This is a genomic window from Terrimonas pollutisoli, assembly GCF_029360765.1.
Lineage (GTDB): Bacteria > Bacteroidota > Bacteroidia > Chitinophagales > Chitinophagaceae > Terrimonas_B > Terrimonas_B pollutisoli.
Map to the genome: position 1 here is coordinate 104,778 of NZ_JARKNA010000008.1, position 19,844 is coordinate 124,621.

Sequence of the window (19,844 nt, forward strand, 5' to 3'; positions counted from 1 at the left end):
CCTTATCATCCCTCCTTCATTTCCATTATCTTTGCTCCCCTCCGAACATCGGAGCAGGCTCTGTCAAATTGGCTTATAGAAAATAATAGCATTCTTTTTGACCGGGTAATATTTCTCAAATAGTTGAATTTCTACAATACTCAATAACACATCAATATGATTGGTTTTCTCTCAAAGCTGTTTGGTGGTAACAAATCAGATAAGGACGTAAAAAAAATTCTTCCTGTTGTTCAAAAAATCAACCAGCATTTTGCAGGCTTCGCTACATTAAGCAACGACCAGCTTCGACATAAAACGCAGGAGTTTCGCCAGCGTATACAATCACATTTATCATCCATCGATGAAACTATTGCATCAAAAAATAAGCAAGCTGAAGAACTTCCTTTTAGTGACTTACTGGGAAAGGATGCTATTTACCAGGAAGTAGATAAATTAAAAAAAGACCGGGATAAAAAGATTGAAGAAGCGCTGGAAGAAATTCTTCCCGAAGCCTTTGCCGTTGTCAAGGAAACAGCCCGCCGCTTTAAAGAGAGCACCGAAGTAATTGCAACAGCTACACAATTGGACCGCGACCTGAGTGTAAAAAAAGATTATATCACTATCGATGGCGACAAAGCTATTTATAAAAATACCTGGACCGCTGGTGGTGGACAGGTTACCTGGAACATGTTGCACTACGATGTGCAATTGATTGGTGGCGCAGTATTGCATTCCGGAAAAATTGCAGAGATGGCCACCGGTGAGGGTAAAACCCTTGTATCTACTTTGCCTGCTTATCTGAATGCATTGCCCGGAGAAGGAGTTCATATCGTTACAGTGAATGACTACCTGGCCCGTCGTGACCAGGAATGGAATGGCCCTATCTTCGAATGGCTGGGGTTAAAGGTCGACTGTATTGATAAACACCAACCCAACACTGAAGAAAGAAGACAAGCCTATCTCGCTGACATTACCTATGGCACCAACAACGAATTTGGTTTTGACTATTTGCGTGATAATATGGTGCATACACCGGAAGAAATGGTGCAACGCAAACACCATTTTGCCATGGTGGATGAGGTGGACTCGGTGTTGATTGACGACGCCAGGACGCCATTGATCATTTCAGGTCCTGTAGCCCGCGGTGAGGACCAGCAATATCATGTTCACAAACCAAGAATTCAACAAATAGTTCAGGAGCAGGAACGTATTGTTCGTAATGCTTTGAATGAAGCCAAAAAGTTGATCGAAAAAGGAGAAGATGATCCTAAAACGGGAGGTCTTCATTTATTCAGGGCATTTCGTGGTTTACCTAAATATGGCCCGTTGATTAAATATCTCAGCGAGCCCGGTAATAAAGTAAAACTGCAAAAGGCAGAAAATTATTACCTCCAGGACCAGATGCGTAATATGCATATCGTAGATGCAGAACTACTTTTCCATATCGATGAAAAAAATAATTCAGTTGACCTGACCGATAAAGGATTAAACCTAATCACTAAAACAGGAGAAGATCCTGAGTTTTTCGTTTTACCTGATATTGGGGTAAAACTGGCGGAAGTAGAAAAGAGTGAAGCCGCGGCTGAAGAAAAATTACAACAGAAAGAATCTTTGTTGAATGATTACGCTCAAAAAGCAGATCGTATTCACACCGTTCAGCAATTGCTGAAAGCTTATACTTTATTTGAAAAAGATGTTGAATACGTCATCATTGATGGGGCTATCAAAATTGTTGACGAACAAACAGGCCGTATCATGGAAGGCCGTCGTTATAGTGACGGCTTGCACCAGGCACTGGAAGCAAAAGAGAACGTAAAGATCGAAGCAGCTACGCAAACCTATGCTACCATCACTTTACAGAACTATTTCAGGATGTACCACAAGCTGGCCGGTATGACCGGTACAGCTGAAACCGAAGCGGCTGAATTGTGGAGTATTTACAAACTGGATGTTGTCAGCATTCCCACCAATCTTAAAATGATTCGGGATGACAAGCAGGATCTTGTTTATAAAACCAAACGGGAAAAATATAAAGCTGTTATCGACGAAATTGAAAACCTGCGCAATGGCGGTCGTCCCGTGCTGGTTGGTACTACTTCCGTTGAGATCAGTGAGCTGCTTAGCCGGATGCTGCAACAGAAAAAGATTCCGCATAATGTATTGAATGCAAAACAACACCTGAAAGAAGCACAGGTGGTGGCTGAAGCAGGTTTCGCCGGAGCAGTGACGATCGCTACCAACATGGCCGGTCGTGGTACTGATATCAAACTCGGGCCGGGTGTGAAAGAAGCAGGGGGGTTAGCCATTATTGGTACGGAAAGACATGAAAGCCGCCGTGTAGACAGGCAGCTGCGTGGTCGTGCAGGGCGCCAGGGCGACCCAGGTAGTTCACAATTTTATGTATCACTGGAAGATGATCTGATGCGGATGTTCGGTAGCGAACGTATCGCTTCTATGATGGACAAGCTTGGTTATAAGGAAGGCGATGTGATCCAGCACAGCATGATCAGTAACAGCATTCAACGGGCACAGAAGAAAGTGGAGGAAAACAACTTCGGCATCCGGAAGCGTTTGCTGGAATATGATGATGTAATGAACAAACAACGGAATGTGATCTATGGCAAACGCCAGCATGCCTTGTTTGGCGAACGTTTAGCACTCGATATTGATAATGCCTTTTCAGTAGTTGCCGAAGGTTTGATCAGTGGCTTCCGGGAACAGGAAGATTTTGAAGGCTTCAAAATGGCCTGTATCGTCAACTTCGGATTGGATACAAAGATCACAGAAGATGAATTCAAAAAAGGCGACCTGAATACAATCATTGATCAATTGTACACTGAAGCCACAGATAATTATACCAAACACAAGGATGCGCTGAAACATCAGGCTATTCCTGTTTTCAAAAATATCCGGCTTACACAGGGAAGTCATATAGAAAACGTAGTGGTTCCTTTCTCTGATGGCCGCAAAGGTTTGAATGTGCTGGCCTCACTTGATAAAACACTTAGCACAAACGGAGAAGAGTTGGCTGGCTCTTTGGAAAAAACCATCACCCTGACTGTTATTGATGAGGCCTGGAAAGAACACCTGCGGGCTATGGATGATTTGAAGCAAAGTGTACAGACTGCTTATTTGGAGCAAAAAGATCCGTTGGTTATTTACAAGGTGGAAGCCTTCCAGCAGTTTAAGAATATGGATGCGGAGGTCAATAAAGATATTGTTTCATTCCTTAGCCATGCCGCTATACCAGTGCAACAGGAACATGCTCCGCTAAGAGAGGGACGTCCTGAAAAAACGGATTACAGTAAGATGAGAGCCAATAAAGAGGAAGTGGAAACAGCCGGTGAAGATTATGCAGCCAATGAAAGAGACCGTTTTGAACCCGGTGGCGCCGGACCAGCGGTGAAACAGGAGCCTGTGAAAGTAGGACCTAAAATAGGAAGAAACGATCCTTGTCCTTGTGGTAGTGGTAAGAAGTACAAAAATTGCCATGGAAAGGATGCTTAACAATTTTTCTTTTAATAGAAATCCCGGGCATTTGTCCGGGATTTTTTTATTAGTAAGTAGCAATGGCCTATGCTTAGATTCATCTTAACCCTCCATTACTTTTCATAATGAAATCTACACTGTAAAATGTGAATCCTCTTATCTCTGACTGCATATACCAAACGATGTTCATCAGTGATCCTACGGCTCCAGCAACCCGAATAAGGACCTTTCAATGGCTCAGGTTTACCAATACCTTTAAAAGGATTGCGCAAAGTATCCTTTATCAAATCATTGATCCGCTCCAACACTTTTTTATCGGTTTGCTGCCAGTACAAATAATCTTCCCAGGCGTGGGTTTGCCAGACTAACTCCATCTCACCGGTTAATAAGTTTGTTTTTCAGGTGCTTTCCGGTATTCATTTCGGCAATAGCCTCATCGAGTCTTTTGCGGTTGGCTTTGCTGCTACCTAAATGCAGCGTTTCCTGGATGGCATTATATTCTTCAAGCGACATTACCACTACATTCTTCCCTTTGCTCCTGGATACAATCATGATTTCGTTGTCTTCATTAACGAGGTTGAGATTTTCTGCCAGCTTGTTTCTAAATTCAGTATAGTTCACCACCTTCATAAAAAAAGTACTTAATTAAGTACGAATTTAGGCATTTACATTTGACTGCTTTGCTTATCCACCAATTATTAACTTTCTCCAATTAAAGTATTTTTACTATTGTCTAGTCGTAAACCCAACATTAGATTTGTGGCAGATTACGAAGTGAGAGCAAGGCAATAGATGGGAAATCTACGAAACAGAAGATCAGCGAATCAATAATATTCAACAATGGACGGTTGGAAAAAGAACGGCCCCGGGGTTTCCGGGGCTGTTCTTATTTTAGGCCAAGGGCTATTAACCTAATACTCCTCTTAAAACGGTTTTTTCAAATTATACTTTTGATTGTAGCGTTCATTCAGCAATTTCTGCTTATCGGTCAAATCAATTTTGCGGCCCTGTATAAAGGCATCGGTCACCACACTTGTCCGCATATCAAGAATATCACCTTCGCTTACAATAATATTCGCATCTTTTCCTGGCTCAATGCTACCCGTTTTATCTGCAACACCCAAAATCTTAGCAGCATTTAAAGTAATGGCTTGCAAAGCCTCTTCTTTTGTCAAACCATAAGCAGCTGCTGTTCCCGCGTTAAACGCCAAGTTACGACCACGGGTTTGTCCATCATCATCAGCTATTGAAAAAAGAACTCCGGCCTTCTGCAGCATCGCTGCTGTTTTATACGGTTGATCAACATCGTCATCATCCAGTGTCGGCAGATTATGCGGTTGAGTTAAGATAACAGAGACATTATTCTGTTTCAGCAAATCGGCAATTTGCCAGCTGTCACTACCTCCTACTATGACAAGATCGAAGGAAAATTCCTTTGCCAGATCCAGTGCTACCAGCATTTGCTTAGTGGTATTGGCATGAACATATAGCTTTTGTTTTTTACTGAACAGCCCTTTCACCGCTTCAAACTTTAAATTGGTTTGCTCTTTTACCGGAGAAGCCAGGTAAGCCTTTGCTTCCTTAAAAAAAGTTTTTACCTGGTCCATTTTTTCCAACCCTTCCTTCACCGGATCGGTTTCGGGTTGTTGTGAGCGGCCTCCTCCGGATCCGCCAAAACGTGGACGAGGCATCAGGGATGGCATATACAAATGCATGCCCTCATCGGTTGCATAAGCTGCATCCTGCCATGTCCATGCATCCAGTTGCACAACAGACGATGAACCAGCAATAAGGCTTCCTTGTGGTACTATACTCGCCAGTAATATTCCATTGGAACGAAGTGTATTGATCACTTTTGAATCGGTGTTATAGGCCACAATACTGCGAACACCCGGATTCATATCCCCTATTTCCCTAACATCATTACTGGCCCGAACAGCAGAAATTTCAATCAAGCCGAGACTGCTGACAGGTAATATAAGTCCGGGATAAACATTTTTGCCTTTGGCATCGACAACAGACACATCGCCTGCCGGAATTACAATGTTGGTTCCTACTTCTTCAATTTTACCGTTACTTATTTTAATGGTCCCGTTTTCGATCACTTTGCCATTGCCCGTATGAATGGTCGCATTTTTTATAAATGTCAGGCCTTTATTGTCCTTGGCCGGGTAAACTGTTTCCTGTGCGAAAGAAACTATCGCAGTTATTAAAAAGGTTATTAAAAAAAACTTTCTCATTTTATAAGTTTAATAAGTTTACTGGTTCCAGAGGTTCACAAGTTCTTTAACTCCGGAACTCACTATTGTTTACCGGTTCTTATATTTTGCGCCTTTTAATTCCGATTCTTCAAGATAATTGATCAGCTTTTGCAAGAGTACTATTGTTTCCATGGCCATATCATACAACTCTTCAAACTCGCTTTGGGAAAGATATTCTCTGTCCATTGCCCTATATAGCTGTGACCTGAATTCTCCGCATGAACCTTTTGAGATATAAAGGAACTGAATAAATTCTCTATTGCCTCCTCTTTCAAAACCTTCTGCAACATTATCCATAATGGAACCTGCAGAACCTTCAATCTGGCTGATCAGTTTATAACTCTTCTTAAACTTTCCGCCATCAATATGCTTTCCAAGAATTTTATTAAGCTCTCTTGCTTTTTGCCAGGAAATTATTTCTTCGAACCTTTTGAAAGTAGCCATAAAATTGATTTTCGATTTAAAACAACATGTGAACCACTGGAACAATTGAACTGCTGAACTATTCTTCTGCATTTACTGTCAACAAACCGTGGCTATGCTGGTGATCACTGCAGGTGTGCATGATCCTGTAAGTCGGCTGAGCAGGCTGAACCGGACTACCGCTTTTCTTTTCGCTGTTCATTTTACGGATAATGCGGTCTCTTTCTACGTCTACTATCTTTTGCATTTGCTCATCCTTTTGACGGTCAAAATAAATGGTTCCATCAACAATGGTATATAATGATTTGGCGTAAATGCTCAGGGGGTTATCACTCCACACCACTACGTCGCCATCTTTACCATTCTTGAGGCTACCCACTTTATCATCCACATGCAGCATCTTCGCAGGATTTAACGTAACCATTTTAAGGGCCTCCTCTTCGGATACACCACCATATTTCACAATTTTTGCCGCCTCCTGGTTTAGCCGGCGGGCCATCTCTGCATCATCAGAATTGATAGCAACATTCAACCCCATTTTTTGCATGATAGCTGCGTTATAAGGAATAGCATCTTCCACTTCAACTTTGTAGGCCCACCAGTCAGAAAAAGTTGATGCATTGGATCCGTGTTCTTTCATTTTATCGGCCACTTTATAACCTTCGAGGATATGCGTAAATGTATTGTACTTATATCCCATTCGGTTGGCGATCTCTATGGAACTGGTTATTTCACTTTGCACATAGGAATGGCAGGTGATAAAACGCTTGTTTTCTAAAATTTCGACGAGAGCATCTAATTCGAGATCACGTCTTGGAGCAACTGCTGTTGATCCCTGCCCGACTGCGCCATTCAGGCGGGCTTTTTTACTTTTTCCGGCTTCATATTCTTTCCATGCTTTTTGATAGTCTTTCGCTCTGGTAAAGGCATCTACCAAAACCTGCTCCACTCCCATTCTCGTATCAGGGTAACGATTGTTGCCACCTGCTGCACTAAAGTTGGAACGCTTTACATTTTCGCCAAGGGCAAACTTGATCTGGCCAGGCCATCCCTGGAATTTTAGGCCCTCGGTATTAGCTCCCCAACGCAATTTGATCAACTGGGTTTGCCCGCCAATTACATTAGCTGAGCCATGCAAAATATGTGAACTTGTAACGCCACCGCTTAACTGGCGATAAATATCAACATCATCCGGATTGAGGTTATCTGCAATACGAACTTCAGACGTTACACTTTGTCCGCCTTCGTTGATTGATGCAGCCGCTATATGTGAATGCTCATCAATAATTCCCGGTGTAACATGTTTGCCTGTTCCATCTATCACTTTAGCACCGGCATCTGAAAGGTTTTTTCCTACAGCCGATATCTTACCTGCTTTGATCAATACATCACTGTTTTGCAACACACCTTCTTTTTCATTGGTCCATACAGTTGCATTTCTGATAAGAATAGTTTCCTGTTTGGGAGCTTGTTCTTCTTCCCAGCCGAATGGCTCAAAGGGATAAGTGACTTTGCCAATCGGGCTCTGTTTTCTTGGACGAACACTGTCTGGTTTGGCAACACCGGCTTTATCAAAACTGGCGGTCCAGGTAATATTGTTACCAGCGGTATCAACACCATAGCCTATCCATCCATCGCTGCTTACAAAACCACTCAGCCGATAATCATTCCCCTTTCTCTCCGGTGAGAAATTTAATTTCACTTGTGTACCATCGAAGAAAAATTTTGTATTGATCGTGTCTTTAGCAAGGATACTCGCACTGCTGTTCGATTTAAAGTCAAGTGTATAGTTGACAGAACCGGTGGTTGTATTCAAAACAAGTTTGTACAAACCTTTAGCATCGCCCCAGGCATCATCCTTTACGGTATGCTTAATTCCCTGCACCCAGTTTTGCCAAATGATTGTTTTCTCATTAAAAACGGGCCCGGAAGTAATTAAAAAATTCGCCCATTTACCGGGGTCGAGACTACCCACCTGGTCGTAAATTCCTAATGTAGTAGCTGGTGTTTTTGTCAACGCAGTCAAAGCCGCCGCCTCTGATAATCCATAATTAAATGCTGTTCGGAGATCTGTCAAAAATGTTTTTACCTCACGCAAATCAGCGGTTGTTAAACAAAAAGGTATGGCTGCTTTTTCAAATGCCGCAGCATTTGTCGGCGCCATTTCCCAATGCTTCAAGGCAGATAAGGAAACAAATCTTGCATCGGTGGGATCTTCCACATCTTGTGCCTGCGGATAATTAAGCGGAATAATAAATGTGGCATTGGAAGCTTTCATCTCTTTAATACGTTGGTATTCGTTGCCACCGCCTTTAATAATATATTGTACCCCGAATTCATCACCGATCTTATCGGCACGCAGGTCATTCCATTTGTCATTTGCTTCAAACACCTGCGGCAAATCCTGTGTTTCGTTCCATGATTTTAAGCTTAGATTAAACCCTTCCAATGCTGGTTTGTTTTTATACCATTGTGCATCGAGATATGTCTGACGCAACAAGGCAATCATACCCATCATAGAGCCGGGATAACTTTGTGTGGAAGTTCCTTTGTTAAATGAGTAATGAGCGGAAGCTCTTTCCTTAATGATCACCAGGTTTTCTTTTTCGTTCGCCAAAGTAACAACTGCACCCGTTCCTCGGGCAATTCCATCTTTTACATGCGAAAGAACGGCACCGAAACCGGCATCCCGCAAAGTGTTTGCTTTGGCCTCGTCAACAGCAAACACTTTGTAGGCGTCTACATCGCTTTTAATAGCCTGGTTCCATCCATAAGGACCCTTTGCGGCAGTGGTTAATTGGGGTTGCTGACCCGGTGTGAATCCGGTTGTCGTTCGCTGGGGAACAGGAGTGCCATAATCGGCATAGATGTCAATGAACGAAGGATAAATGTATTTGCCTTTACAATCTACCTCAACGGCACCCGGCGGCGCTTTGAGGTTAGCACCAACGGCTACGATTTTTCCATCTTTAATGATCATTGTAGCATTTGATAAAGTAGTAGAAGCATCTTTTACGATGCTGGCATTGGTAAAGGCGTAATGTCCGTGTCGTGCATCGGCAACGCCATTTTCCGGAAACGTTGACTGGGCCCTGAGATTGGCTGTCGCCAAAAAAAAGGCCACTGCAAAGCCGAGCTTACAGCATAGCTTAGTTTTTCTCATTACAGTAAAATTTTTCAATTAGATGATTTTTCTCTGTGATTCTTGCGAAAAGGGAATTTCGAATATAAAGAAATAATGAAACCACCGGGCACACCTCTCTTATAATTGCAAGTTTTAAGTTGAAAAAACGTGGTAATCTTTGCACGATGTCCGATAACAATCTCCATTGCTTAGATAAGCGATAAGGGTTTATCTTTAACTACCTTTGCTTTCTTAAACATATACTATGGCGATTGCCAAAACGCTACCAACAATTCCTGATTTTGCCTTGTCGCCCCGCATAGACCAGGTAGGCGCAGAAGAACGGGCAGCCCGCTTCACCACGAGAAGCATTAAAAAAGAAACTAAGATGAACGGGTTGAAGCTTGTGCTGAATATGATCGACCTGACTACCCTGGAGGGCAAGGACACAGAAGGTAAAGTGAAACAACTTTGTTACAAAGCTATTCACCCGCATGACGCAGTTCCGGGCCTACCAACAGTTGCTGCTATTTGCGTATATCCATCCATGGTTAAAACAGCTAAGAAAGCATTGGAAGGTTCAGGAGTTAAAGTTGCTTCTGTAGCTACAGCTTTCCCCAGCGGGCAGGCTCCACGTGAAGTGAAAATCCGTGATACAAAATATGCTGTTGGCGAAGGAGCTGATGAAGTAGATATGGTGATCAGCCGTGGCAAATTTCATGCAGGAGAATACAATTTTGTGTTTGATGAAATAGCCGCCATCAAAGAAGCTTGTGGTGACGCCAGGTTAAAAGTAATATTAGAAACAGGTGAGCTGGGAACTTTTGATAAAGTAAGACGAGCCAGTGATATCGCTATGTATGCAGGTGCTGATTTTATAAAAACATCAACCGGTAAGATTCAACCAGCGGCTACGATGCCGGTAACATTGGTGATGCTGGAAGCCATTCGGGATTTTTATTACAAAACAGGAACCATGATTGGAATGAAACCTGCCGGCGGTATTTCTAAATCTAAATTGGCACTACATTATTTAGTGATGCTAAAAGAAGTATTAGGTGAAGCATGGATGAATAATGAATGGTTTCGTTTTGGCGCCAGCAGTTTGGCCAATGATGTGTTGATGCAGATTGTGAAAGAAGAGACAGGTTTGTACCAGAGTGGGAATTATTTTAGTGTGGATTAGAAACCCCCTGTCCCCCTAAAGGGGAGACTTAGGTCGTATTTGCATTATGAATTGCAAATTGGTTTTAGAGAAAAAGCATAAAAAGTGATTTTCGAAAAGCGTGGGCTGTGTGTTGGAGGCCTCCCTTTAGGGAGGTCGGGAGGGTTTCGCGAACAGAACGATGAAGTGTGCGACGCAACAGACGATGATCCGTGTTAGTGTCGCTGGTAACATAAAAAATAAACTATGCCAGTTGCAAAAAAATCATCTCGTACAAAAGCGGAAAATGCGAACGGGAAAACGAATACACTCAAATTAAAGTTTGATACCAGTTGGACCTATGCACCGGCTCCGGAAAGCAAGAGTGCAGCTACCATCAATAAGCAATACGATCTTTTTATAAATGGTGAATGGCAAAAGCCATCATCCAAAAAATATTTTGACAGCATCAACCCGGCCAATGAAGAAAAATTGAGTGAAATAGCCGAGTCCAACGCTGCCGATGTTGATAAAGCAGTGGCGGCTGCCAGGAATGCTTATGATAAGGTTTGGAAAAGAATACCGGCAAAAGAAAGAGCAAAATATATCTTTCGTATTGCAAGAATGATACAGGAGAAAGCAAGGGAACTTGCAATCATTGAATCATTGGATGGTGGTAAACCCATTCGGGAGAGCCGCGATTTTGATGTACCTACAGCCGCCAATCATTTCTTTTATTATGCCGGATGGGCCGATAAGCTGGAATATGCGTTTCCCAATCGCCGAACTGAATCGTTGGGCGTGGCGGGACAAATTATTCCCTGGAATTTTCCGCTACTGATGGCAGCGTGGAAGATTGCCCCGGCATTGGCAACAGGCAATACAGTTGTGTTGAAACCTGCAGAAACTACTTCTTTAACGGCGTTGAAACTGGCTGAGATCATACAGGAATCGGATCTGCCGCCGGGAGTGGTGAATATTATAACAGGCGCCGGCGAAACCGGGGCTGCTATCGTCAATCATCCCGACATTAACAAAATTGCTTTCACCGGGTCTACAGAAGTAGGCAAGATAATTCAAAGAGCTATCGCCGGCACGGATAAGAAAGTCACTTTGGAGCTTGGCGGGAAAGCTGCGAATATCATTTTTGAAGATGCACCCATAGACCAGGCGGTAGAAGGCGTGATCAACGGCATTTATTTTAACCAGGGACATGTTTGCTGCGCCGGTTCAAGGTTATATGTGCAGGAATCAATAGCAAAAGAAGTCATTCGAAAATTAAGAGACCGCATTGAATCACTGATCGTAGGTGATCCGCTTGACAAGAACACGGATATCGGCGCTATCAATTCCAAACAACAATTACAGACGATTCAAAAATATATTGGCATTGGCAAAAAAGAAGGCGCTGAAATGTATGAAAGCAATTGCTCTTTACCGGGCAAAGGATTTTGGTGCAGGCCTACGATGTTTACCAATGTGGCGCAAAGCAACCGGATAGCGCAGGAAGAAATTTTCGGACCGGTATTATCTATTCTTACTTTCCGCACCGATGATGAAGTGATTGAGAAAGCCAACAACTCTCCTTATGGATTAAGTGCCGGTGTATGGACGGACAAGGGTTCTAAAATATTTAATATGACGAAACGGATGAGAGCCGGTGTGATTTGGGCCAATACGTTTAACAAATTTGACCCCTCCTCTCCTTTTGGTGGTTATAAAGAAAGTGGTTTTGGAAGAGAGGGTGGGTTGCATGGATTGTTGCCTTATGTGAATCTGATTTAAAATGATGTTTAAAAGGTTTAAGAAGTTCAAGGAGTTTAATAAGTTTAACTCATTCTATTTAATTTCATTTGACCAATGAAAAACAACCTGTTAAACCTTTAAACTCTTCACTATGGCAAAAATTGAAAGATTTGAAGATATTATTTCCTGGTAGGAAGCAAGAAAGTTGAACAAAACAATTGGCACTTTAATTGACGATGGCAGGTTTAAGCACAGTTACAGGTTGATAAACCAAGTTGAAGGTTCTGCAGGATCAATCATGGATAATATCGCCGAAGGCTTTGAAAGAGGTGGTAATAAAGAATTCACACAATATTTATATACATCAAAAGCATCTTGTGGCGAATTAAGATCACAACTGTATAGAGCATTGGACAGAAATTATATAAATCAGGCAGAGTTCGATATGTATGCAGCTCATGCAATGAAGATCAGCAGCCTAATTCAAAAGTTCATAACCTATTTAGAAAACTCCGAAACAAAAGGAATAAAGTATAAACAAAAGAACTCTAAAACTTTTTAAACCTATTAAACCTTTTAAACTCATTAAACAATGGGTAAAGCACTAATAAAAAAATCTTCGCTCACCATCGGTGAGAATGGGCTTGAAAAAGCAGTCAGCAGCAAACGCCTTGAAGTTTTAAAAACCTATAAAATTTATATCGGCGGACAATTTCCCCGCACTGAATCGGGCCGTTATTATATTCCGATGAATGCCGCTGGAAAAAAATTGGCCAATGTTTGCCTGAGCTCGAGAAAAGATTTTCGCAACTCCGTCGTAGCTGCAAGAGGGGCGGTTAGTGGATGGAGTGGTCGTGCAGCTTTCAATCGCGGACAGATACTTTACCGGATGGCTGAAATGCTGGAAGGAAGAAAGGCACAGTTTATCGAAGAGTTGATATTTCAGGATAGCACCCGGGCCAAAGCAGAAAAAGAGGTGAACCTGGCTATTGACAGATTGATCTGGTATGCCGGCTGGTGTGATAAATTTCAGCAGGTGTTTAGTGCCGTCAACCCGGTGGCCTCATCGCATTTCAATTTTTCGGTTCCAGAGCCTACCGGCGTTGTTTCCATTATTGCACCACAAGGGGATTCGTTGTTGGGACTCGTGTCGGTAGTAGCACCTGTTATTGCAGGTGGTAATACCTGCGTTGTATTGGCCTCAGAATCAAAACCACTTTGCGCAGTTACTTTTTCAGAAGTTTTAAACTCCTCCGATCTTCCGGGTGGAGTAGTTAATATTCTGACCGGTAAGGTGAGTGAACTGGCAAGTTGGTTTGCCGATCATATGGACGTAAATGCAACCATTTATTGTGAAAAAGATTCTACCATACAGAAAATGATGCGTGAAAAATCGGCATTGAATGTAAAACGCATTGTTTTTTATGATAAAATAAACTGGATGAGTGACGAAGGACAATCGCCTTATTTTATCATGGATACACAGGAAATAAAAACCACCTGGCACCCCGTGGAGAATATTGCGGGAGCCGGCGGCGGGTATTAGGTTCCAAAAGTTCAAGGAGTTTAAAGGTTTAAGAGGTTGTCGCAACTTATTGAACTTTTTAAACCTCTTAAACTTATTAAACTTCTTTTGGTAAGAAATTTGAATACGATATTTCATGAAAAAACTTTTATTTTTCTGCACCCTGTTTCTTTCGCTGAACCTGTTTGCCCAGAATACGCAAAGCACCGGTGATACGAACAACGTGGTGATACATAAGGACCCCCGCATTGATCTGTTGATTAGCAAACAAGCACAGATCAACGAAGAAACAACCCGTGAATCACGCCGCACTGTAAAAGGTTATCGCCTTATGATCATCAGCACCAGCAACCGTGATGAAGCGATTGCCGCAAAAACCACCGTTTATACTTATTTCCCTGAACTAAAAGCCTATCTCTGGCATCAATCACCCTATTATAAAGTAAAAGCCGGTGATTTCAAGGAAAGAAAAGAAGCGGAAGAATACCAGAAACGTTTAAACGTGTACTTTACAAAAGGTGTCTACATCATGAATGACATAGTAGAACTGAAACCTGAAAAAAACCGCGAAGAACAATTATAAGTTTTCCTCTACCGTTTGTTCGCTTTTTAAAAACAGTCTTCATTCAGAATTTATCTTTTCTGCGAAACGCTATTTTTGCGTTATGATAGAAAAGATCAAGTCGTTAGCGAAACAGTACGCTCCTGAGTTTATTGAAGTGCGTCATCACCTGCATGCACACCCCGAACTGAGTTACCAGGAGTTTGAAACTTCCAGGTTTGTACAGAAGAAGCTGGAGGAAATGGGTATCCCGTTTGAAATAAAAGCTACGACTGGTGTGATCGGCTTGATAAAGGGCCAAAACCCGGATAAACGTATTACTGCTCTCCGCGCCGACATGGATGCATTACCCATCAAAGAAGAGAATAACATTTCCTATAAATCAAAAAATGAAGGCGTAATGCATGCTTGCGGGCATGATGTGCACACGACCTGCCTGCTGGGTGCTGCAAAAATTTTAAATGAAACAAAGGATAATTGGGAAGGCACGGTAAAACTGATATTTCAGCCGGGTGAAGAAAAAAATCCAGGTGGTGCCAGTTTATTGATCAAAGAAGGTGTATTAGAAAATCCAAGACCCTCTTCTATTTTTGGCTTGCATGTTCATCCGGGACTTGCAGTCGGTAAAATGAGTTTCAGAGGCGGCAAAGTAATGGCCAGCGCTGATGAATTATATATCACCATCAAAGGCAAAGGAGGTCACGCCGCATCCCCACATTTTTGTATCGACCCTATTTTAATTGCATCGCACCTTATCATCAGTCTGCAGCAGATTGTAAGCCGTAATAATAATCCGCATAACCCAACTGTACTTTCTATTACTTCGGTGCAGGGAGGATCAACTACCAACGTTATTCCAAATGAAGTGAAACTGAAAGGTACGTTCCGTGCCATGGATGAAGTATGGCGGTTTAAAGCTCATAAGCTGATCAGAAAACTGGCGGTTGATTTAGTGCATAGCATGGGTGGCGAAATTGATCTGCTGATAGATGTTGGTTATCCTTCCGTGTACAACAATGAAGCATTAAATGAAATGACAAGAAAAAAAGCAGAAGACTATATCGGCAAAGCAAATGTGGAAGAAACCGAGGCCAGGATGGGAGCGGAAGATTTTGGTTATTATACTCAGCAAATACCTGGTTGTTTTTATAGGCTTGGTGTGATGAATACAGAAAAAGGAATTGTATCAGGCGTGCATACTCCTACTTTCAATATTGATGAATCAGCCATTGAAACCGGCATGGGGATGATGGCCTGGCTGGGCGCTTCTTCGCAATAATATTTGGTGCAGCAACAACATCGTTACTGCACCCGGAACAATGTTCTCCATTTAGCCTTCATAAAGACGACGCCGTTTTTTGGCAATTAAAAGGATGATAATTAAACCCACGAGAGAATAATTGCCGGAAACTTTGCCTGTAATGCTATTTAACAGATCACACAGATGAAATAAAAGCCGGGCAACGCTTTCAAAAAAAGTTATCGTTTGCTCAAGCAGATAAGAAAGCATACTATTCTTTTTTTGAGATTGTTAAATGTATTATCCCTTCTCCTTTCTGAAACGCATATCTAAAAATGCAAGAATGGTAAAGAAGGCAAAATAACCTATCGAATTCCATTCGTGGTTCTGCAACAGCGGCCCTTCAGTATCCCGCACTCCTTCCATAGTCAGCACAGGCAGGGCATAAGGCACTTTGTAAACATGCTCCCACCTGAACTGATAAATGATCAGAGCGGTGACAAGCAACCCAAGCCCTATTCCAATGGGAACAATGAAATTCCGGAAACGAAGGCTTACCCAGTATTGAATAGCGATAATCCCCAATAGTGATACAAATGTTTTAAAATTTAGGCGGAGCAACTCCTGCCAGTCTATCGCCGTATTTAGAAAACTAAACTTTCTGAAAAACAAGTTGGGGACGACGCCGGATAATAGTAGAAAAATATTGAACAGCAGGAAAAGAAACAAGATCATGATCAATATTGTGAACCATTTTGAGAAAAAAATACCACCTATCGACTGCGGTGACGCAAACACCTGTTTCCAGGTATTGTTTTTATATTCGATCTGCGGAATAAGACTGCAAACAAGTATGACGAACATTGGCAAAAGAAATGCGTTGAACGCCTGCCATCCCTGCATTAAATGCCTGTCCCAGCCTTGTGAATAACTTTTCTCTGGCTTTATAACATAAGCAAGAAAAAATATTAAAGGAATAACGGCTGCACCCGTAACGCTTAGCCAAAACGAAGCGCTGCGCTTTGTTTTTATCAATTCTGCTTTTGTTGATACTAGTAGACTCATGAGTTGGTAGATGTAATGTCAAGAAATAGTTGTTCAAGGTCGTTTTGCTGTGGGTGCAGTGCATAAACATCAAGGCCGCCCTGCACCAGCAATTTATTGATGACGGCAGTTTGCTCTTTGTTTTCAAACGGTAAAACCAGTTTACCATTTACACTCGTTATCGTAAATGACTCCAGCAGCCGGGCCGCCTGCTCATTATTATTTGTTTCGACTTCCAGTGAAGTTTGTCTTGTTTTCATCTGCTGCAATTCCGTTAATGGACCCTGGAAGAGCATTTTACCTTTGTGAATAATACCGACATGACTCGCCATTCTTTCTACTTCATTCAGGATATGACTTGAAACGATGACCGTGGTGCCATGCTCTTTATTCAGTTTTTTGATCAACTCTCTTGTTTCAATGATACCATTTGGGTCCAACCCGTTTGTTGGCTCATCCAGTATCAACAACTCGGGCTGGTGGAGCAACGCAATGGCGATCGATAATCGTTGTTTCATGCCCAATGAAAATTGCTTTGTTTTCTTTTTACCGGTATGATCGAGCCCTACAATTTTCAATACTTCATCGATGCGGGTCTTACCAACATTATACACGAGCCGGTATATCTCCAAATTTTCTTTGGCTGTCAGGTGCAGGTACAGCGATGGTTGTTCGATCAGGGAACCAAGTCTTTTCAAAATTTCGATCCGGTGAGAAGCAAATTCTTTCCCAAAGATCTCCAGCTTACCTTGCTGATTTTTTAAAAGCCCCAGTAATAAACGCAGCGTGGTTGTCTTACCTGCACCATTAGGTCCAAGAAAACCATAGACACTGCCCTGCGGAACCTGGAGATTGATATTATCGAGTGTTTTATTACCGTTCCTGAATGAGTAGGTCAGGCCGGTCGTTTGAATAACGGCGGAGCTCATATGATAAACTTTAATGGTTAAGTTTTGTGACTGAAAAACTAAGGCCGGTCTAGCCCTGTCAATTGTTTTAAATATTTCCAATTGGCTTTTACGGATGAGCTGTCAGAAAGTGAACCCATCACTTCATTTACCATTGCTCCATCACTGATCGTAACATCAGCTGATCCGTTTGTTTCTAATTGCACTCGTGATACACTCACGTTCTTGCCAATAAAAAACCTGCTTCCGTTTGCTTTAACTGCCAGTTGATCAATTTTTAAAGAGGCTTCTGAATCATTTCTGGAATAATTTTCATGCCTTCCTATACTCAATAAACTATTTTCGTTTAATATTATATCCACCCTATTAAACGCTGAAGAATCATTAGCGTTTATAAAAGCTTCTGCATTATCTACGACTATACCTTCCAATGATGGCAATGATAAATCAACCCATACGTCATTTTGAAAATGATCATCCTGGCTTTCCTTCGCCTCGCCTACCGATTGAATAAACACTGTATCTGCTGAATGATAAATTTTCACGCTATCACTTCCGTCAACCGAGTATTTATAACAGGCCGTGTTGGCCACACTTAAATTCACTTTCAGGTTATTGCCTTTTGCACCCACTAGTTTGATCACTTTGAATGACGCAATATCTCCTTTACGTGAGTTGATGCTTTGGAATGAATCATTCCTTACAAGCGTATACTGTCCCTTTTTGATCTTGCTCTTGAATGACATAAACATGGCGATAGGTACCAGAAATACGATGATAAAGAAACCTGTCAATATTTTACTGCTTGTCTTCATGTTAGTTGGTTTTATCAGGCGGCGTAATTTTTTTTGAATTTTTCAAACCTTGCTTTTAGGTCGTCCATTTCAATACCCAGCATGTGCATAATACGGAACACGGCCGGCATTTCTTTTTCAGTAAATTCATGTTTGCGATAATCCATAGCGTTTTTTGGACCATTTGCAGATATGAAATACCCGATACCACGTTTATCGTAAATGATATCCTGTTGTTTTAAAAATTCGTAAGTACGGGCCACCGTATTGGGATTTACCTCCAATTGCACTGCCAACTCCCTCACACTCGGAATTTTATCCTCTGCCAGCCACTCTTTCAGCAACACCTTCTCACACACATAGTCAGCTATCTGCAGATATATTGCCTGGCCACTATTATTAAATTGCATAAAGCATTTTTTTCTGTTCAATAATTTAGAGAAACGACACAACCACTTTTTTTATAATTGTTTTTCTTTTAACCGAAACCATGTCACTAACCAAAACACCGGCGCCCACACAAACTTTACAGCGAAGCCAAGCAGGTTGGTTGCAGCAGGTGACAGCCCGTATAACTTATAGGTCGCTGAACCCTCTTCGTATTTCCGGATATGATCACCATTCCATGAATAGCCGTTAAAAGAATCCTGCAACAATTCCATGGTAAACCAGATAAAGAAGAAAATCAATACCGATCCGAGTATAGTGGTGATAACAAAAGAATACCTGGCAAAAAAGCTGGAGCCCATCAGGTAAAAAGACTGCACCGCAAAAAAACCATATAGGAAATAAGGCATCACATTCAGGAAAGTACGGTTGCTGTCCCACAATGATCTGCGGAAAGTATATACACCGGGATTATCAGTAACAATAGCATTGACATAACTAACACCGATTGATTTTACCAGGAAAAAACATAGTGTAAAAACGATTGAAAAAGCAATCACATTATAAAAGATCATACACAACAATTTCTCCAAATGACTGGCAGGAAAAGCCAGCCAGTAAGTACCCCGCTCTTTATTACCAAGCATCGAGAAAGACATACTGGCGTACACCGCACCAGCTATATATAACCCAAAAAGAAAAATGATATAGAGCGAATCTTCGCTGTAGTGCGGCCCGGATGATATAACCCAAAAAGTGATGATCAATCCCAGCAATCCCAATAGAGCCAATATGGAATAGATGTAAAGCCGGGAGTTTTCAACCCATTGCTTACGGATCAGTTGCAAGAGGCGTGAAAAACTAAATGTAGTTGCCATGTGATAAAAAAGTTTATGCAGTGTGGTTATTGAAATACAGAACGGATAGCGTCACCATTAGTAACAATACTCCTGTATTGCGACTCGCTGTCAGCCTGGCTGCGCCTTACATCGCCAGCCGCTTCGTTTGTTTCAAACTGTTTGCTGGTATAATATCCTTCATCCTGAGGTTTCCAAAACGTAAAAACAGCCAGCAACAGCAGGACTAAAAAAAGCAATGAGTATAATCTTGCATTTTCATCCCAGCTTTTTTTAATAACCGGCAGGCGTTGGGATAAACTAAAATTGGCTGACATAATAAATTAAATTAAAGTAGTTGGATAAGGTTAAATGGTTAATG

The 19,844-nt window shown here is 41.9% G+C and carries 18 protein-coding genes; 7 read left to right on the forward strand and 11 right to left on the reverse strand.

Annotated elements, in window-relative coordinates:
• The first annotated feature begins 156 nt into the window (after nt 1-156).
• A complete protein-coding gene (gene secA / locus P2W73_RS14800; protein WP_276502842.1) occupies nt 157-3,486 on the forward strand; it encodes a preprotein translocase subunit SecA in 3,330 nt (1,109 codons plus the stop codon).
• Between the two features lie 95 nt (nt 3,487-3,581).
• Here secA and P2W73_RS14805 read toward each other — a convergent pair whose 3' ends face one another.
• The 5 genes from P2W73_RS14805 to P2W73_RS14825 form a co-directional block, all read right to left on the reverse strand.
• Nucleotides 3,582-3,842, reverse strand: a complete 261-nt coding sequence (locus tag P2W73_RS14805) for a Txe/YoeB family addiction module toxin (RefSeq protein ID WP_276502843.1) — start codon at nt 3,840-3,842, stop codon at nt 3,582-3,584.
• A gap of 1 nt (nt 3,843) precedes the next feature.
• Nucleotides 3,844-4,098 (reverse strand): type II toxin-antitoxin system Phd/YefM family antitoxin, encoded by a 255-nt coding sequence (locus P2W73_RS14810; RefSeq protein ID WP_276502844.1) that lies wholly within the window; start codon nt 4,096-4,098, stop codon nt 3,844-3,846.
• Nucleotides 4,099-4,391: 293 nt separating this feature from the next.
• Complete coding sequence (locus tag P2W73_RS14815) at nt 4,392-5,708, reverse strand: amidohydrolase family protein (RefSeq protein WP_276502845.1); 1,317 nt, start codon at nt 5,706-5,708, stop codon at nt 4,392-4,394.
• A gap of 69 nt (nt 5,709-5,777) precedes the next feature.
• On the reverse strand, nt 5,778-6,173 hold the full coding sequence (locus P2W73_RS14820; RefSeq protein WP_276502846.1) for a four helix bundle protein: 396 nt from the start codon (nt 6,171-6,173) through the stop codon (nt 5,778-5,780).
• Between the two features lie 58 nt (nt 6,174-6,231).
• Nucleotides 6,232-9,315: an amidohydrolase family protein gene (locus P2W73_RS14825; protein WP_276502847.1), complete on the reverse strand. Its 3,084-nt coding sequence runs from the start codon at nt 9,313-9,315 to the stop codon at nt 6,232-6,234.
• A 226-nt stretch (nt 9,316-9,541) separates the two neighbouring features.
• Between P2W73_RS14825 and deoC the strand changes: the two genes are divergently transcribed.
• From deoC to P2W73_RS14855, 6 genes are all read left to right on the forward strand, one after another.
• The gene (gene deoC / locus P2W73_RS14830; RefSeq protein ID WP_276502848.1) at nt 9,542-10,462 is read left to right on the forward strand and encodes a deoxyribose-phosphate aldolase; all 921 of its coding nucleotides are present in this window, start codon (nt 9,542-9,544) and stop codon (nt 10,460-10,462) included.
• A gap of 225 nt (nt 10,463-10,687) precedes the next feature.
• On the forward strand, nt 10,688-12,205 hold the full coding sequence (locus P2W73_RS14835) for an aldehyde dehydrogenase family protein (RefSeq protein WP_276502849.1): 1,518 nt from the start codon (nt 10,688-10,690) through the stop codon (nt 12,203-12,205).
• Nucleotides 12,206-12,371: 166 nt separating this feature from the next.
• Nucleotides 12,372-12,728, forward strand: coding sequence for a four helix bundle protein (locus tag P2W73_RS14840; protein ID WP_276502850.1), 357 nt, complete (start codon nt 12,372-12,374; stop codon nt 12,726-12,728).
• Between the two features lie 30 nt (nt 12,729-12,758).
• Nucleotides 12,759-13,712, forward strand: coding sequence for an aldehyde dehydrogenase family protein (locus P2W73_RS14845; protein WP_276502851.1), 954 nt, complete (start codon nt 12,759-12,761; stop codon nt 13,710-13,712).
• 115 nt (nt 13,713-13,827) lie between these two features.
• Complete coding sequence (locus P2W73_RS14850; protein WP_276502852.1) at nt 13,828-14,274, forward strand: SPOR domain-containing protein; 447 nt, start codon at nt 13,828-13,830, stop codon at nt 14,272-14,274.
• 82 nt (nt 14,275-14,356) lie between these two features.
• The gene (locus P2W73_RS14855; RefSeq protein ID WP_276502853.1) at nt 14,357-15,532 is read left to right on the forward strand and encodes a M20 metallopeptidase family protein; all 1,176 of its coding nucleotides are present in this window, start codon (nt 14,357-14,359) and stop codon (nt 15,530-15,532) included.
• Nucleotides 15,533-15,793: 261 nt separating this feature from the next.
• Here the strand turns inward: P2W73_RS14855 and P2W73_RS14860 are convergent, their stop codons facing one another.
• From P2W73_RS14860 to P2W73_RS14885, 6 genes are read right to left on the reverse strand one after another with little or no spacing between them, the layout of a single operon-like run.
• Nucleotides 15,794-16,558, reverse strand: a complete 765-nt coding sequence (locus tag P2W73_RS14860) for an ABC transporter permease (protein ID WP_276502854.1) — start codon at nt 16,556-16,558, stop codon at nt 15,794-15,796.
• Nucleotides 16,555-17,466: an ABC transporter ATP-binding protein gene (locus P2W73_RS14865; protein ID WP_276502855.1), complete on the reverse strand. Its 912-nt coding sequence runs from the start codon at nt 17,464-17,466 to the stop codon at nt 16,555-16,557. The genes P2W73_RS14860 and P2W73_RS14865 overlap by 4 nt, the downstream gene beginning before the upstream one ends.
• Before the next feature lie 38 nt (nt 17,467-17,504).
• Nucleotides 17,505-18,260 (reverse strand): hypothetical protein, encoded by a 756-nt coding sequence (locus tag P2W73_RS14870; protein WP_276502856.1) that lies wholly within the window; start codon nt 18,258-18,260, stop codon nt 17,505-17,507.
• 14 nt (nt 18,261-18,274) lie between these two features.
• Nucleotides 18,275-18,649 (reverse strand): GntR family transcriptional regulator, encoded by a 375-nt coding sequence (locus tag P2W73_RS14875; RefSeq protein WP_276502857.1) that lies wholly within the window; start codon nt 18,647-18,649, stop codon nt 18,275-18,277.
• 51 nt (nt 18,650-18,700) lie between these two features.
• Nucleotides 18,701-19,504, reverse strand: a complete 804-nt coding sequence (locus P2W73_RS14880; RefSeq protein ID WP_276502858.1) for a hypothetical protein — start codon at nt 19,502-19,504, stop codon at nt 18,701-18,703.
• A 26-nt stretch (nt 19,505-19,530) separates the two neighbouring features.
• The gene (locus P2W73_RS14885) at nt 19,531-19,800 is read right to left on the reverse strand and encodes a hypothetical protein (RefSeq protein WP_276502859.1); all 270 of its coding nucleotides are present in this window, start codon (nt 19,798-19,800) and stop codon (nt 19,531-19,533) included.
• Nucleotides 19,801-19,844: the final 44 nt, after the last annotated feature.